14 protein-coding genes are annotated in these 16493 nt (G+C 33.3%); 4 read left to right on the top strand and 10 right to left on the bottom strand.

All coding sequences use genetic code 11. The features are described 5' to 3' along the window. Positions 1–53 precede the first annotated feature (53 nt). On the top strand, positions 54–620 hold the full coding sequence (gene purN, locus AAHF52_RS02605) for a phosphoribosylglycinamide formyltransferase (RefSeq protein ID WP_007301943.1): 567 nt from the start codon (positions 54–56) through the stop codon (positions 618–620). Here the strand turns inward: purN and AAHF52_RS02600 are convergent. From AAHF52_RS02600 to ribF, 4 genes are read right to left on the bottom strand one after another with little or no spacing between them, the layout of a single operon-like run. Next, the gene (locus AAHF52_RS02600) at positions 614–1936 is read right to left on the bottom strand and encodes a M16 family metallopeptidase (RefSeq protein ID WP_264376903.1); all 1323 of its coding nucleotides are present in this window, start codon (positions 1934–1936) and stop codon (positions 614–616) included. The two genes, purN and AAHF52_RS02600, sit on opposite strands and share 7 nt — an antisense overlap. Then, positions 1923–3251 carry a M16 family metallopeptidase gene (locus AAHF52_RS02595; protein ID WP_012481845.1) on the bottom strand — a complete coding sequence of 443 codons (1329 nt, stop codon included), beginning with the start codon at positions 3249–3251 and terminating at the stop codon, positions 1923–1925. Before AAHF52_RS02595 ends, AAHF52_RS02600 begins: the two co-directional genes overlap by 14 nt. 4 nt (positions 3252–3255) lie before the next feature. Further along, positions 3256–3732 (bottom strand): signal peptidase II, encoded by a 477-nt coding sequence (lspA, locus tag AAHF52_RS02590; protein ID WP_007301940.1) that lies wholly within the window; start codon positions 3730–3732, stop codon positions 3256–3258. Further along, positions 3729–4661 carry a riboflavin biosynthesis protein RibF gene (ribF, locus tag AAHF52_RS02585; protein WP_019236620.1) on the bottom strand — a complete coding sequence of 311 codons (933 nt, stop codon included), beginning with the start codon at positions 4659–4661 and terminating at the stop codon, positions 3729–3731. Before ribF ends, lspA begins: the two co-directional genes overlap by 4 nt. A gap of 68 nt (positions 4662–4729) precedes the next feature. On the opposite strand from ribF, the gene AAHF52_RS02580 reads away from it, so the two are divergent. Next, positions 4730–5101, top strand: a complete 372-nt coding sequence (locus AAHF52_RS02580) for a glutaredoxin (RefSeq protein ID WP_006015443.1) — start codon at positions 4730–4732, stop codon at positions 5099–5101. 95 nt (positions 5102–5196) lie between these two features. Beyond that, on the top strand, positions 5197–6069 hold the full coding sequence (locus AAHF52_RS02575) for a hypothetical protein (protein ID WP_007301937.1): 873 nt from the start codon (positions 5197–5199) through the stop codon (positions 6067–6069). A gap of 239 nt (positions 6070–6308) precedes the next feature. Here AAHF52_RS02575 and lepA read toward each other — a convergent pair whose 3' ends face one another. From lepA to AAHF52_RS02560, 3 genes are all read right to left on the bottom strand, one after another. Continuing rightward, complete coding sequence (lepA, locus tag AAHF52_RS02570) at positions 6309–8105, bottom strand: translation elongation factor 4 (protein ID WP_264376902.1); 1797 nt, start codon at positions 8103–8105, stop codon at positions 6309–6311. Between the two features lie 81 nt (positions 8106–8186). Further along, on the bottom strand, positions 8187–9209 hold the full coding sequence (locus tag AAHF52_RS02565; RefSeq protein WP_019236619.1) for a hypothetical protein: 1023 nt from the start codon (positions 9207–9209) through the stop codon (positions 8187–8189). Positions 9210–9294: 85 nt separating this feature from the next. Then, positions 9295–10671: a malonyl-CoA decarboxylase gene (locus AAHF52_RS02560; protein ID WP_019236618.1), complete on the bottom strand. Its 1377-nt coding sequence runs from the start codon at positions 10669–10671 to the stop codon at positions 9295–9297. A gap of 282 nt (positions 10672–10953) precedes the next feature. Here AAHF52_RS02560 and AAHF52_RS02555 point away from each other — a divergent pair, with 282 nt between their 5' ends. Continuing rightward, positions 10954–11646 (top strand): TerC family protein, encoded by a 693-nt coding sequence (locus tag AAHF52_RS02555; RefSeq protein WP_026097226.1) that lies wholly within the window; start codon positions 10954–10956, stop codon positions 11644–11646. A 164-nt stretch (positions 11647–11810) separates the two neighbouring features. On the opposite strand, the gene AAHF52_RS02550 is transcribed toward AAHF52_RS02555, so the two are convergent. The 3 genes from AAHF52_RS02550 to AAHF52_RS02540 all read right to left on the bottom strand — a co-directional run bounded on the left by AAHF52_RS02550 (position 11811) and on the right by AAHF52_RS02540 (position 16206). After that, on the bottom strand, positions 11811–12767 hold the full coding sequence (locus AAHF52_RS02550) for an IS5 family transposase (protein WP_213863789.1): 957 nt from the start codon (positions 12765–12767) through the stop codon (positions 11811–11813). Positions 12768–12964: 197 nt separating this feature from the next. Continuing rightward, positions 12965–14527: a glutamine-hydrolyzing GMP synthase gene (gene guaA, locus AAHF52_RS02545; protein ID WP_342068488.1), complete on the bottom strand. Its 1563-nt coding sequence runs from the start codon at positions 14525–14527 to the stop codon at positions 12965–12967. 227 nt (positions 14528–14754) lie between these two features. Further along, positions 14755–16206: a type II secretion system protein GspD gene (locus AAHF52_RS02540; RefSeq protein WP_019236615.1), complete on the bottom strand. Its 1452-nt coding sequence runs from the start codon at positions 16204–16206 to the stop codon at positions 14755–14757. Positions 16207–16493 lie beyond the last annotated feature (287 nt).

The following is a 16493-nucleotide window of genomic DNA, read 5'->3' as shown; positions in this document are numbered from 1 at the left end:
AAACTTTCCTTTTGAGCTATTTTATTAATATCCATTCTTACGGCTGCACTAAAATGAAAAAGATAAAACTCGGAATACTAATTTCAGGTAGAGGATCAAACATGCAGGCTTTAATAGAAGCATGTCAAGATCAGAATTTCCCTGCTGAAACTGTGTGTGTTATCACAAATAATAGTGAAGCTGGAGGCCTTAAAATAGCAAAGCAAGCAGGAGTTTCAGCGTTTGTTGTTGAAGATAAGCCACTTGATACTGATAAAATTCATGAAATACTTGTTCAACATAAGGTTGATTTAATTTGCCTTGCAGGGTTTATGAGAATTATAAAGGCCAATTTCCTGAATAAATGGCATAACAAAGTTATAAATATTCATCCCTCTTTACTTCCGTCATTTAAGGGCCTAAATGCTCAGGAGCAAGCTCTGAAAGCGGGTGTAAAAATTACAGGATGTACTGTGCATTATGTTACTCCTGAAATTGATGCTGGAGCCATAATCGCTCAAGCTACTGTTCCAGTGTTACCAAATGATGATGTTCACAGTCTCTCAGAGCGCATTCTAGCTGAAGAGCATAAGTGTTATGTAAAAGCAGTAAGATCAATAGTAGAAGGTATTAACTATTGACCTTGAGCGTTTCTTCCAACTTCAACAAAAAATAAATTTTCAGGATTCAGTAAAGAACTTGCCAGCTTGTTTACTTTTTCCAATTGAACATCATTAATGATATTTGCATAATTATTTATATGGTTAATATCACGATCATCTATCTGCATACTATCCAGTAACGTTGCTGTATTCGCATTATTGGATAGAAAAGAGAAGATAAGGTTATTTACTAAACTGGTTTTTGCATCCTTGAATAATTGTTCGTCAATTCCTTCCTCTTTTATTCTGCTAAATGTATCTTTTACTGCTGATATAGCTTTGCTAGCAGTGGAACTATCAGTACTCATAAATCCAGATATAATATTTCCATGCTTATTAGGAACATTACGTGCACTAACACCATAAGTAATACCTAGATTTTGTCTCAACTCTTTCATCAGTATTGAGTTTAGACTCATACCACCAAGCGCATTAATCAAAACACTAGCATTATAGTAATTAGGGTCTTCATATGCTATGCCTTTTTGAGCAAAAAGTATTACACTCTGTGGTATATCCATAAAAACGCTCTTACTTTCTGCAGGCCCAAATTCATTTTTTACAGATACCTTCCTAACTTTCGATCTTTTTGATGGTAACTTAGATAAATATTTATCGAGCAGCGTACTAACTTCTTCTTTTGTTGCACAACCAACAATACTAATAACGATATTATCCTTAGTAAAACTACGCTTTATGTATGTTAAAACATCGTCTCTAGTAATGTTCATTATAGTGTCTAGAGTTCCATATGGATCTCTTGAGTAAGGATGTTTTTTGAACAACAATGTATCTAACTCTTTTGCAGCAATAAAATAAGGGTCTTTTTCAAAATTATTAAAGTTTACTTTGGCTTTTTCGAATACTCTATTTAACCCCTCAGGATCAACTTTAGGGCGCATTATAGCATCACTCAGTAGTGAAATTGCATCCTCTAGATTCTCAGATAAAGTGTTTAATGAAACCCTAAATGCTTCTAAATTAGCAATAAAATTTAAACTAATTCCTTTATCCTCAAGCTTTTTCGCAAAATCTTTGGCATCATTTTTTCCTGCTCCTTCTTGAATTACAAGAGAAGTAAACCAAGCAAGCCCCTGCTTTTCTGCACTTTCATACACACAACCTGCATCTTTGAATGATATATTAAGTGAAACTTTTGGTAGATCATGGTTTTCAACAAATAAAAACTTAAATCCTTTATTAGTAGTAACCTCCTCTATATTTAAGTGACTGCTTGCTTGCAAATTAAAGCCTAGACAGAAAAAAAATAGAAATACATATTTACTTATCTTCATTATTACCTCCTTTTGGTAGCAAACGACCAACTAATTTATTAGTAGAAAAGATAGCGTGAACTTTATTATTTACATCCTCTAGATTGACATCATTAATTTTGCTATATGAAATGTCTATTTCATCAAGTGGAATACCTAGTGCTAGACGTGGTATATAAAACATTGCTATATTAGTTAAATCAGATAGATTATCAAGCTGTGCTGCTTTGTATTTAGACTTTGTACTTTGCAACTCTTCACTTGTTATTCCTTCAGAGTTAAAGTGATTAATAGAATTTTCTAACTCTCTTGCAACAGCATCCAAATTCACCCCGCTTTTTGGAGTTACCCGAATCTCAATGTAACCATTACTAAAAGCTAAGCTATTATAATAAGCAAACACTTCTACTGCTACATTCTTATCTAGAACTAAATCTTTATATAGCTTACTAGACTTGCCATTCCCCAAAACATCAACTGCCAAATCAACAGGAAAAGTTTCACTTATTTGCTCAAATAAAGGAACACTATAGCGAAAGTATAAAACTGGCTCTTTTACTTCAGTGCTTTCTAAAATTACCGATATATCTGCATTATGTATTGAATCTTGGTTCGGATAATGCTTCACTACAGGCTCAGCTTTAATTGCACCATATTTTTCCTTTGCTAATCCCACTACTTCTTCAAATTCTACATCACCAACAACGAGCAGTATAGCATTACCTGGATGATAATAGTTATCATGAAACCTTGTTATGTCATCTTGATTGTAAGTTTTAATATCGCTCTCCCAACCAATAACAGACCTACCATAACCATTACGATAAAATGCACTGTTCATTTCCTCCCATAGTAAAGCTTCAGGATTATTATCAAATCTCATCTTTCTTTCTTCTAATACGATATTTTTTTCTCTATCTATTTTGTCTTGAGTAACATCAAAATTGCCCATTCTATCTGCTTCAATTTCCATTGCTAGTGGTAAATCTTTTTTGAGAACTAATTCGTAGTAGCAGGTGTATTCTTTAGTGGTAAAAGCATTAAATTGGGCCCCAATGCTGCCCAAAGTGGATTCTATGTCTTTAAATTTTCCTGTAGTTTCAAACATTAAGTGTTCAAAGTAGTGAGCCAAGCCTGCTTTGCCAATTGGGTCATCCATTCCCCCAACTTTATATATTATTGCATGAAAAACAGCTGGAATTCGGTGATTAGGTACTACATAAACATCCAATCCGTTACTGAGCTTAGCATGCTTTATGATTTCAGCTTCCAAAGAAATCGGACAAATGAAAAAAAATACAGATAGTATAAAAAAACTAAAGAATTTGCGAAGCATTATTTCATTCCTCATTTTGCTTAGAGATAGACCTATCATATATATACCACTTATATAACAATGTACACATTCCACAAACTATAGATAGATCTGCTAAATTAAAGGCTGGCCAATACCAATCATTGATATGAAAATATATGAAGTCATATACAGCTCCCCAATAGATTCTATCAATTACATTTCCGATCGCTCCACCAATCATCAGAGAAAAACTAAGGTAAATTGACTTATCATTAGATTTATATATCAAGTATGCAAGTATACCAATTATTAATATTGAACATGCTGAAAAAAAGAAGCTGCCATGCGGCAGAGTACTACACATTCCAAAGCTAATTCCTGAATTCCAAACTTCAACTAATTTCATAAAACTAGTAATCTCGATTGACTCCCCCTCATCAATCAAAGAGTTTATATACAATTTACTTGTTTGATCGAATGATACTATAATCAATATAATAACTAAACATATCCTTTTCATAAATTTATCTTTAACTGGTAAGCCTTCATTATATCACGATCTATCTGTTTTGTTAACTCGTTAATACTATGGAATTTTTTTTCTGCCCTAATAAATTTTAAAAGTTGTATATCAACCTTAAAATTGTATACATTTTCGTTGAAGTCAAATATATGCATTTCTACTATAGGTTTTTTTAAGTCCTTAAATGTAGGTCTCATACCAATGTTGACTACTCCATATAGCCAACTTGAACTATTTTCAGAAAATGCAACTTTGGCGTAATATGTACCAAGCTTAGGTTTTATCATGTAATCTTCTATCGGAATGTTTATGGTTGGAAACCCTATTTCTCTACCTCTACATGCACCTTTTGTTACAATACCAGAAACTTGATAAGACCTACCAAGCAATTTATTAGCAATTTCTATTTCGCCTTTTTGTAAACACTCTCTGATTGAGGAAGAAGAGCAAATTTTTCTATCGATTATCAATGGCTCTAATTTAGTTAAAGAATATTCATACATCTGAGAATATTTTTCTAGAGTTAATATGTTACCCAATCGTTTGTGACCAAAAGTACAACTTTCTCCAACAGTTATATGTTTAGCACCATACTTCTTTACCAAAATCTTACCAATGAAGTCATCGCAGCTAACCTCAGAAAAACCTCTATTAAAATTAATAATATACAAGTAATCTATACCATAGCTGCTGATTAGTTCCTTTTTTTGTTCTTGGTCTATTAACCTAAAATTGTTCCTACTAAATAAAACAGTTGATGGGTGAGGCTCAAAAGTTAAAACTGCAGAGGGTAATCCTCTTTCTTGTGCTACCTTCTTTAGATTGGAAATTGCAAACTTATGTCCTAAATGAACGCCATCGAAATTTCCGAAAGTTAGTGCCACATTATCTTTTATCCCTTGCTCACAGTTGTAAATAATTTTCATACAATTTGATATTTTATATATATTTTTTATATATAATAGTTGTATTTTATGAACTATGGAGATAAATCGTGAAAAACACTAAAGGAAAAGTTGTAATATATGTGAAGAAGTATTGCCCATTCTGCAAGAAAGCAAAAGAGTTATTGGATGAAAAAGGTGTGAAATACGAAGAAATTGATGTACTTAGAAACTCGGATTTGTTTGACGGTATAAAATCAAAATATAACGTCAGGACAGTTCCACAAATTTTTATTACTGATGAAAATGGTGATTATGTACATCATATTGCTGGATGTGACAAATTGATGGACCTTGAAAAAGAAGGAAAGTTGGATAATATGTTAAATAACAATGAAGATAGCATTAATGCAACAGCTTACACAAGCGGCAGTGATGAACACGAGGGATGTAATATAATACATAATGAAGATTTTATGTGATTTTTTTGTCTTACTGTTGCTGGCATACCCACTTTAAACAATTTTTAATGAATTAAAAATACAATTCATCTAGTGAGTTTTTTTAGTGGGAAAAAATGATAAAAAATATTATAATTGTTAGCAAAAACTTAATTAGTATTGAATTAATTAACAAACAAGATTTAGAGAGTTTCATCAAGATTTTCACAGTGCTTGATAAGCATATAGCAGCTAAAACTCTTTTTACAGAAGAAGTGACAATAGAGTATAAACAACACAATTGCATAGAAGTTGTTGAATTGATAAAAGATACAGGTTTTACATATCATGATGTTGAGAATGTGTTAAATCACCTAAGTAATCATGGAATGAAAGTACCAAGTAGCGTTATAGCAAGCACCCTTTCTTCTTCATACAATCACGCACTTGAGTCTAAGGATGTAGCATTTGCCTGTTCTAAAGGGTTGCCACAATTTTACATCAGGGTAAATAAGAATACCTTTATAATGACTCCTATAAGTGAAGAGAATCTGGAATTGAATTCGCAAAATAGCAAAATGCTTATAGAGTCATTAAAGAGCGAAAAAAGCACTTATGATTGCATAGTGGAAGAAAATATCATCAAAGTTATAGTGCATTCTGAAATACATCAGGCTATAAACTCGATTATAAAATCACTGATAAAGTCTTGCCTTTTAGCAAGAGATGAAGAAGAAAAATTCAAAGAGAAATTGAGACAACTTGCTTTTAAAGATCAAGCTTTCGTTGAGTATTCTAGCATCAAAACCATTCATAGATATCCGAATAACCATCCTCTGAGAAAGCATGAAAGTGTTATTAAAGATATAGAAAATATTTTATGTGATTTCATAATAAATGAGAACAGCGGGTTTGCTATAGAGCGGTTAAATAGACTGGGCTCAGAAGTCTCTCCAAATACTCCAAGAATCATCACTAAAACTATAGATAAGCTTGTTAAGTTTCACTAAAATGTTGTTGGAATGGTTTTAGCCAATGTCTACATATATCTGATTTTTACTGATTGAGTGGAGCAATTGAGCTGCTCTCTGTCATCCCAGCGTTTAACACTGGGATGATTTCGTTGTATGGTATCTTATATAGTGTTTTACAAATTCACATAGCTATTTCAAATTTACCCATATCAATGTCAGTAAATTTATTGAGAAAATATCACTTAGTTCTTTAAATTTATGTTTTTGAATATATATTAATCATTTATTTTCAAAGCCTCAATAAAAGCATTTTGTGGAATGTTTATGTTTCCTACAGAATGCAATCTTTTCTTACCTTTCTTCTGCTTTTCAAGCAGCTTCATCCTTCGTGTAACGTCTCCACCATAGAGCTTGGCTGTTACATCTTTTCTATACGGGTTAATCGTTTCTCTAGCAATAATTTTTCCGCCTACTGCCGCTTGAATCGCGATTTTATATTGCTGGCGTGGTATCAAGTCTTTCAAACGTGCACATATTTCACGGCCTCTTTTTTCTGCCCTGCTTTTATGAACAATGCAGGCTAACGCATCCACAGGTTCTCCATTAACTAAAAAACTTAATTTATCTATCTGACTTTCCTGATAATCGGATATTTCCCAATCTAAACTTGCATATCCCTTGGAAATTGATTTTAGTCTATCGTAAAAATCAAAAACAACCTCAGACAGCGGTAATTTATACTTCAGTAGTGCTGTTGTCGTATTACCAACATAAGATAAATCCTGCTGTTCTCCTCTCCTCTCTTCACACAGAGATAGAATCTCTCCTAAATATTGATCAGGTACCATTATAGTTGCAGTGATCCATGGTTCTTCCACTATTTCAATTTTTGTAGGGTCTGGCATATCGCTTGGGTTATGGATATTTAAAACTTTACCATTTTGTGTTGCAACTTTATATATAACACTCGGTGCAGTTGCTGTTAGATCTAAATCAAATTCTCTTTCGAGTCTTTCTTGAATGACTTCAAGATGTAGCATTCCTAAAAAACCACAACGAAATCCATAACCTAGCGCATTTGACGTTTCAGCATCAAATGTAAAACTAGCATCATTTAAATGTAATTTTTCTAGTGCTTCCCTTAAATATTTAAAATCATCTGTGTTATTGGGAAAAATACTGCAAAATACTACAGGATGTACTTCTTTAAAGCCAGGTAATGCCTTGCTGCACGGCCTTTTCTCTTCAGTAATAGTGTCTCCTACTTTGCAGTCTGCTACTTCTTTCATTGAAGCAGTTATAAAACCAACTTCACCTGCTGAAAGTTCACCAGTCATAACTTTTTTAGGAGTGAAAATACCGATATTATCGACCTGATATGTAGCATTATTAGACATCATAACGATTCTCATGCCTTTTTTTAGTACTCCATTTTTAACTCGCACTAAAATTACTACTCCTAGGTAAGGATCATACCAACTATCAACTAAAATTGCTTGCAGTGGAGCATTTGTATCACCTTGAGGAGCGGGAAGTTTTGTCACTATAGCTTCAAGTACATCCTTTATCCCAAGACCAGTTTTTGCCGATATCAAAATTGACTCAGTTGCATCAATTCCGATTACCTCTTCAATCTGAAGCTTTATCCTTTCTGGATCTGCAGCAGGAAGATCGACTTTATTAAGCACAACTATTATCTCATGATTATTGTCAATTGCCTTGTAGACATTTGCCAGAGTCTGAGCTTCAACTCCTTGGCTGCTATCTACTACCAAAAGTGAGCCTTCACATGCGGCTAAGCTTCGGCTGACTTCATATGAAAAGTCAACATGACCTGGTGTGTCCATGAGGTTGAGGCAATATTTATTACCATTATTTGCAGTGTAATTGAGTTTTACCGTTTGTGCTTTGATTGTAATTCCACGTTCACGCTCTATATCCATTGAGTCAAGTACCTGATTGGTCATTTCCCTTGTCTCAAGACCGTTACATTCTTCTATCAAACGATCAGCAAGAGTTGACTTCCCATGATCTATATGTGCTATTATTGCAAAATTTCTTATATTGTTCATAGATCTACTTATTTAAGTAGATCTATTTTACATTTTAAGTATTACAAGAGCAATTACTTATATCTCTCTTTGCTAAAAACATTAAGCTGTCCTTGCCAATGGACGGCAATGCTCATTAGCTGATGCTTGCTTCACTGTGCTACTTGGATCTTCTTGCTGTCTACACGTTTTTACTGCATCAGCAAGGCTTAGGTAAGCATCACCAACTTTAATCTTTACATCTTTATTTTTTTCTAAATCCGCATCAGTTGGTCTATCACTTATTATTCTAATACTATCATCACTGTTAGCACCTAATGTAATGCTACATTCCTTTCCGTCTACATACCAGTTAAACTTTATTCCATATTGAACTGTGGTACCTATATGATAATATCTAATCCCCTCATGTATTTTACCACTGATAAATTCTTTTTGATCTCCACTTGAAAGAAGAAAACCGGCAATATTGTTTTCTTTACAAAAATCACTATTTAAAAATTCGCTTACTTTAATATCTGTGCTTTTATTGTCTTCTTTTAGCTTAATTATTGTATAAAGAAGATCTGAATTACTATCCCTTTTGATTGACATCGCATCAATAGTGCCGTTTTCTATATACTTGCTAAACTCTGCTTTAGCTTTCTCTTCTAACTCTTTTTTCCTTGCTGCACTTTGTTCTTGTTGTTGCATGTTTTCTAGCACTTCTTTCATTTTTTTTTGGAGTGATTCGATATCCTGGATTAACCCGGATTCATCAAAGTCGAAGATCACGAATGCTTGGCCCAATCTTGTCTTCAATTCTTTAATTATGTTTACTATCTTTAAGATAGACTCTAAGTTTTGATAATGTACAATAATTTTTTGAGCATTTAGGCTACCCTTATTGCCATCCCAGTCAGAACTAATGTTATCAAATATTGAATTAAGTCCTTTATAAATGGTTATCAATTCATTTGATTCCTCTTTGCCTATTCCATTACTTTTAATACTGCTAATACAATTATTGAATAACTCTATCTCTTTAGAATCTGCAAATAATACACCATACAATTTTTTATGTGCTACTGCATCTTGTATCTTTTGTTTTAGTTTCTTTAATTCTTCTAATTCATCACTATTCATACATTTTACCTCATAAAACTATTTAATATTATATACATAAACATTAGGGAATGTTAGCACTTTCTATATGCTTGCGCACTTCCTATTATTCCTTTAACATAGCTGACACTTTTTTTGAATGAGAAATCACTTTATTAATCATATAATTCTCATGATTGTTATCTATTTTAGGCAGCTCATACAGATAATTCACCATTATTCCGGCTGACTGACTAATGCCTTTTTCAGAAGTATCAGCCATCCAGTTGATTTGTTTGATTGATGCACCATTGCTTAAATGAAAGTGTGCTACTGGATCATAAGCACCTCCACCACTGCTTTTAACCTTTAGCAAATAATGTGCACAAAGTTTCAGTAGGGACTGTTTTTCGCATTCAATGTTAGTTTTTATGCTTTCTAAAATTTCTGTACCTGATTGTTTTATATTAAGCTTACCTAATAAAGCTACGTCTTGATTTTTTAGCCATTTTGTAAATCCAGGAACTGGAGAAAGAGTTGCATACACTTTTACGCTTTTAAATTCTTGCGATAGTTTTTCTACGACTCTCTTTATTAAAAAGTTACCGAGGCTAATTCCAGATAAACCAGTTTGAGTGTTTGATATTGAATAGAATATAGCAGTACTTGCACTGCTTGGGTCACTTGAAGGAACTGACTCGTCCAAAACGTGTTGAATACTATCTGCAATCTCATTCATCAGTGCAACCTCTACAAAAATTAAAGGTTCATTTGGTATTTTGTAATGAAAGAAAGCAAAACAGAGATGATCAGAATCTAGTCTGTTTTTTAAGTCACCCCAAGAGGAAATTTTATGTACAGCTTCATATTTTATAAGTTTTTCCAACAATGATGCAGGTGAATCCCAGGTGATTTGATGAAGATCAAGTAGATCAACATCAACCAAAGTACAAAGTATACTTTTTAATTCGTTTTCTAGTGGACTTAGACTTTTATATTGATTCTTCAGCTTGAGTACATCAGAACGCATATCAACAATAAACTTAAGGCCCTCCGGTAAGGAGATAAACTGCTTCAATATTTTAGAGCGTGGTGATTCAAGGACTTTTATTAAGTCTTGTTCAAACTTATAGCTCGACTCAGAATCTTGATTTTTCTTATATACTTTCATTTCTTCATCTATTTTCGTTTTATCCGGATTGAACTTTTCTGCCAGGGTTTGTAAAAATTTTATTTGACCTGCCTCTGATAAACTCAAGTACAAATTACCAAGAGATACGGTGTTCTTACGTGCTGAGACTTCACCCCCCTTTGGGTTTAAGCATTCGTTCATCTTCAAGACTAAACTATCGACATCGCGACTACTACTTAAATCAGGGCCAATATTGCCAACCCATGACCTTACAGCATCTGCTACTTCACCTAATATTTTAAAAAATCCCTTTGTTGCTTTCTTATCTTCAACTTTTACTATATCAGTTTTTGCTAATGATTCTTTTGTCATATGTTCCTTTTATCGTGTATCTATCTTAATTTAAAGAAAAATCTTAGTCTATAAAGAAGGCATATATTTTCATGGTACAACTATTTTACAATCTATTTAAAATTTTCGTAAAGAGAGTTAGATTTTTAATTTCATTATTTCTCTTACAAAAGTACTTTTATTATAAAAATGCCCTTTTGCCTCTTTCTTTTCCGGGTAAGGCTGATTTTTTAATTACCTAGTCGAAGTTACTTAATTTTTACACATCTATTGTAAAGTACAAAATCTGACTTTGGAATGAAAATGCTAGCTGATGCTTGGACTTTATTGATAATTACGCTACTTGAAACTATACTTGGTATAGACAATTTAATCTTTATTTCTCTAGCAATAGATAAGGTGCCAAATCTGCTGAGAGAAAGAGCCCGCCTTATAGGTTTTGGCTTAGCGCTATTGATGCGTTTTGTAATACTATTTTTTACATCATATATACTATCAATGCAAAAGCCTATATTTCACGCTGTATCGCTAGATATCTCAGTAAAGGATTTACTTATGATTGCAGGAGGGTTATTCCTTATTGTTAAAAGTTCTATAGAGTTATGGAGCGAAATTTTTGTACATAAGGAGAACAAAACAAAGGCAAATGTTAAATCACAATTTTTTTTAGTTGTGCTACAAATTATATTAATAGACTTAGTTTTTTCGGTTGATTCAATATTAACTGCCATAGCATTAACTCACAATATGATAATCATTGCCATAGCATTTACATTTTCCATATTAGCGATGCTATTTTCATCAAATTATACCGCTCAGGTAATAAAATCCAACCCAAGCTTAAAAGTAATTGCCATTCTATTTATTTTACTCGTCGGTGTATATCTAACACTTGAAGGGCTTCACATAGAACTACCAAAAGCATATTTGTATTCTTCATTTATGTTTGCAGTGCTTGTGGAAGCTATAAGCAAAATAAAGACAATGCGGCCTTGAAATTATTTTGCACAAGGCAAAAGTCTAATTTTTATTCCGGTGTGTGACGAATATCTGTACGAACATTTCGATGTCATCCGAGTAGCTGACACTGGTTCTTTTTTTCTGGATTCCAGCGGGCTTTGTTGCACAGCTCTTCGGATAGTGGGTAATGTATAATAAATTCATGAAGCTATATCAAACTTAGCCATGCCTATTTCAGTAAATTTGTTAAGCAAATAACACTTGAGTAGCAGTTCCTTCTCACGATTAATCTCAGATTTATTCCTAAAACTAAATCCAAATATTTGCTTCAGTCGCGAGAAAAAACTTTCTATATAAGATCTCTTCCAATAATTTATCTCTTTTTTCCACCTCTTCATACCATCTTCATCATATGACTTTATGAGCTTGATTGTAGAATTTCTCTCATTCATATAATCCAACTTTGGATGCTCTACTGCATTATTTTGCGGAGGAATCCTTGTCTTTATGTCAAGCTCATCGCACAGTTTGTATAACTTCTTTCGATTATATGCCCTATCTGCATATATCGTGCTTATGTTATACTTGGTATCCACTCTTTCAATAAGATCACAGGCTCCATAGTGGTCGGAATAAACTCCACTACTGTATTTTGCAGCTATAACTTTTTTACTACCTATCTCTAGCATTACATGTAGCTTTCTTGTTTGCTCATAGCGGCGATACTTTCTATCTGTACCATTTGCCTTACTATGGCCTGGAATATTATTGTAGATGCTGATACCTGTACTATCTATAGCAATTTCAATATCTTCCATATCGTTCTTATCAACTCTGCAGTCGTTGATTTTGATATTAAGCTTTTTAAACCTTCTTGAAGCCTGCGAATAGCTGATAATTTGCAAAATTTTCCCTATTTGCTCAAGATATTTCTCTATAAATCCCACTGTTTGCCTAAGACCAATCCTGAATAGATAGGTTATTATGTGAATTAGAATCACTACTTTGTCGCTGTAGACATTGTTGCCACCTGCTACTTTTGGACTATTTTCGTACCAATTTTCAATGGCATCGTTGATATAATGAAAAACATTTCCCCTTTCTTGAAGAAATTTGTTATATTCATTGCAGTTACTGACTTTCATTCTTATTGGCATATTTTTCCTTTGTCGGCTAAATATCTATTTTATAACAAATTCCATCAGTAACTGCCTGTTCTTTCCTTGAGTGGTGCAACAAAGCCATTCCAGCGTTACGCGCTGGAATGACATTAAATAGTTTTCCTTAAAATTTGAGTTATGCAACCAGCCTCTTTGGTGTGATTCGAGTAGCTGAAACTGGAATGAAATTATTGCTACTCCCACTCAATAGTTGCTGGTGGCTTGGAAGTTAAATCATACACAACTCGATTTACTCCGGAAACTTTGTTAACAATTATACTACTGACGTCTTGCAAAAACCTCCAAAATACTAACGAATGTTGATCTTTATTTTCAAATGGAAATGCATCAGCTGTCATGCCATCAGATGAAGTCACAGCCCTTAAAGCGCAAACATATCCGTATGTACGATTATCTCCCATAACTCCCACAGTTTTTACTGGTAACAGTACAGCAAAAGCCTGCCATATTTTATCATACAGATCATAATTTTTCATTGTGTTGATATATATTTCATCTACTTCTTGCAATATTCGTACCTTTTCTTCATCAACCTCACCTATGATCCTCACTGCAAGTCCAGGCCCAGGAAATGGATGTTGAAATATTATCTCATCTGAAAGCCCAATTTCTTTGCCAAGCAGCCTTACTTCATCTTTAAAGAGATAGCGTAAAGGTTCTACTAATTTCAGATTCATTTTTTCTGGCAACCCACCAACATTGTGATGAGATTTAATTGTACTAGTGTTTCCTGAAGCGTGCCCTGATTCAACTACATCAGAGTAAATGGTGCCTTGCATTAAAAAATCCACATCACCTATTTTTTTTGCCTCTTCTTCAAATACTTCGATAAAAGTATTGCCGATAATTTTTCGCTTTTCTTCCGGATCAGTTATTCCCTTTAACCTACTTAAAAACAAGTTTGATTTATCAACGTAATTTATTGGAATTTCTTTTAACATAGCAGTGGTCTGGCTCTTACGCAATAACCCAGTATCGATAAAAATACAGTTTAATTGTTTTCCTATAGCTTCGTGTGTAAGAACTGCTGCAACACTTGAATCAACCCCCCCACTTACTGCAGCAATTACTTTTTTCTCCCCTACTAAGTTTTGAATTTTTTCCTTCTGTTTTTCAATGAATGACTTCATTGTCCAATCTCTCTCACAATTTGCAATATCTAAGAAATTAGAGAGAAGTTTACTACCATTTGTCGTAGGCTTAACTTCAGGATGGAACTGAGTACAGTAAATCTTCCGCTCTTCGTTGGCAATTATTGCGATTGTTTGATTTATTATACCTGAGGCAATAGCAGTAAATCCTTGCGGTATAGTTTCGACACTGTCTGCATGGTTCATTAGCACATCGACTTCGGAATTAACGTCCCAAGTATCCTTTATAATTGGGGATTCTTTTAGTATCTTGATTTTAGTTTTGCCAAATTCCTGATTGAATTCTTTTCTTACCTTTGCCCCGAAATAATGACAAATGAGTTGCTGTCCATAACATATTCCAAGTATAGGAGTGTTTATTGTTTCGTTAAGTTTTATAATTTTATGTGCTACTTCACTTACTTCAGAGCAATTGTCATTTACAGATTGCGGTCCTCCAGAAAAAATAAATCCATTGAATTTTGATACTGTTTCGAAATCGATATTGCTTGGAAATATTTCACAGTAAACGCCCATTTCCCTGATTTGTCTTGCAATAAGCTGTGTAAACTGTGAACCAAAATCAATAACGGCAATTGCTGACAATGTGCTCCTCCATATTATTTAAAGCAATATTTGATAATAAAGAAAACAATAAAGTAAGTAAACTAAGACCTGTTTAAAAACTTTAATATATGACTAAAGTAACTTAAATTTACTGCAACAGATTTATGATTAAGCTGTCTTAATTATCATTCTGATACTCTCTTCTTATCATAATAGCAACCCCAACATCTTTCCTTAAGTTGATGCCATTGCCTGAACGGATACGTTTAATATATATATAAATTCCTATCTTTTATATCTAATAAACCAAGTGTTGGTACGATTGTTGCTTTCAGGAAGATGACGGTTTCTACTGTCTTAGCCAGTTTTTTTGACTTTTGATGCAATAAGTTTTGGTTATCTTTTCTATGCTCTATAAGCCCACCAATTACCATAACTTCGCCGCTCTTAATTTTTAACGTAGAGTGCATTTCTCTGGTTTCAATAATTGGAATGTCACTATTTAATTTCATTTTATTCTGTTGTGCGACATATTCTATATTTGGGTCTTTAGTGTAATTGTTAATTCTTGATAAGGTTGGGTGTATATCCATAAATATTTCGTTAGTATCAATGTTAATGCTTGGGTGGATTATTAACACCACACCTATTGGAGTGCTATTCATCTTGGTAATTAAGGCATGATTGGAGTTTCCGGTATCTTTCTGTATATCGGAAGTAAAATAGATATGGTTTTTAGTAAATGAAATCATTGCTTGCTGATTATTTATAGCATGTACTCTAGGGCTTGAAATTACGGTTGAAGTGCCAAACTTGTCTAAAGTTTTTACTAAATTTTCTAAATCAGAGTTCATTACCAGGCTAGTAATGGAACTATCTTGATTTGTTATAGATTTTGTTTCATTATGCAAATCATTTAAGTTGATACCAGAAAGGTATTTATCGTCTAATACAACTTCAACTATTTTGGCCTCGATCATTACTTGAGAAGACGCCAATTTCTTAACTTTATTAATATATTCTTCAACAGCTTTGTGAATATCTTTTCTAGCATTTAGAATAATGACACCAGCTTCTCTGTTGGATGAAAGAAATTCACCATCATCCACTCCATTAACATCCATTATTGCATTTAAGCCTTTTTCTAATGAACTCCATAAGTCACTGCTATATTGAGACTTTCTAACATTCCTGTCAGCATCGCTGCTTGTAACATTGCCACTAACGACAAAATTGCTTTGAGCAGAGTGTTGAATATTGATGAAGTCTACGTAATAATTTTGTGCATATGGCAAATCTTGTTCAATTCTAATTACACCATTATTCATTGAGTAACGCAATTTGGCGCTGTTGGCTATATTCTGAATTACTTCGTTTATGTTCTTATCTTTTAGCTTTAAAGTAATATTACCTGATATTTTGGGATCTATGTCTAAGTTAATGTCAGAAAGTTTTCCTATTTCAATCAGTAAATCCTTTACTGGTACTTTTTCATCAACATTAATCGAAAGAAACTGATTACTGGTTGTAAGATCGGGAAACTCTACCGGTAAAGGTATCATTTCTGGTATTGCTGGTTCGTTATTCTTCAAAGGAGTATTATATTGTTGCAACGAATAATCGTGCTTATAATTGTCTATATTAACAGAATGTTGCTTGTTAGGTAAATGTGTGCAAGAAATAATGAAAAGGAGTATTAAACATTTTAAAATAGCCATGAGGGCAGCATACAAATCTATACTAATAGTTTTCTATAAAAATGTTAAAAATGTATTTAATTGTATCCGTTCAGGGGAGTGGTTTAAGAAATGATAGATAGGAAATTATGAAAAGGGTTTAGCCGCATGGAAGTGGGATGAAAAGAAGCACTGGTTTCACATGCGTCTGAACAGACACCATTTTACAGCATTTTAAATTTGTCCTGTGCAATGTTTGTACAGTTGCGATAAAAATTACTTGACAAATTTTGACAGCTTTGTTATTTTGATAGTGAAGATATTCTAGA

The organism is Wolbachia endosymbiont (group B) of Melanargia galathea, from assembly GCF_964030625.1.
Lineage (GTDB): Bacteria > Pseudomonadota > Alphaproteobacteria > Rickettsiales > Anaplasmataceae > Wolbachia.
The sequence above is the reverse complement of the archived record's forward strand: the minus strand, read 5'-3'. Positions and strand labels throughout refer to the sequence as shown.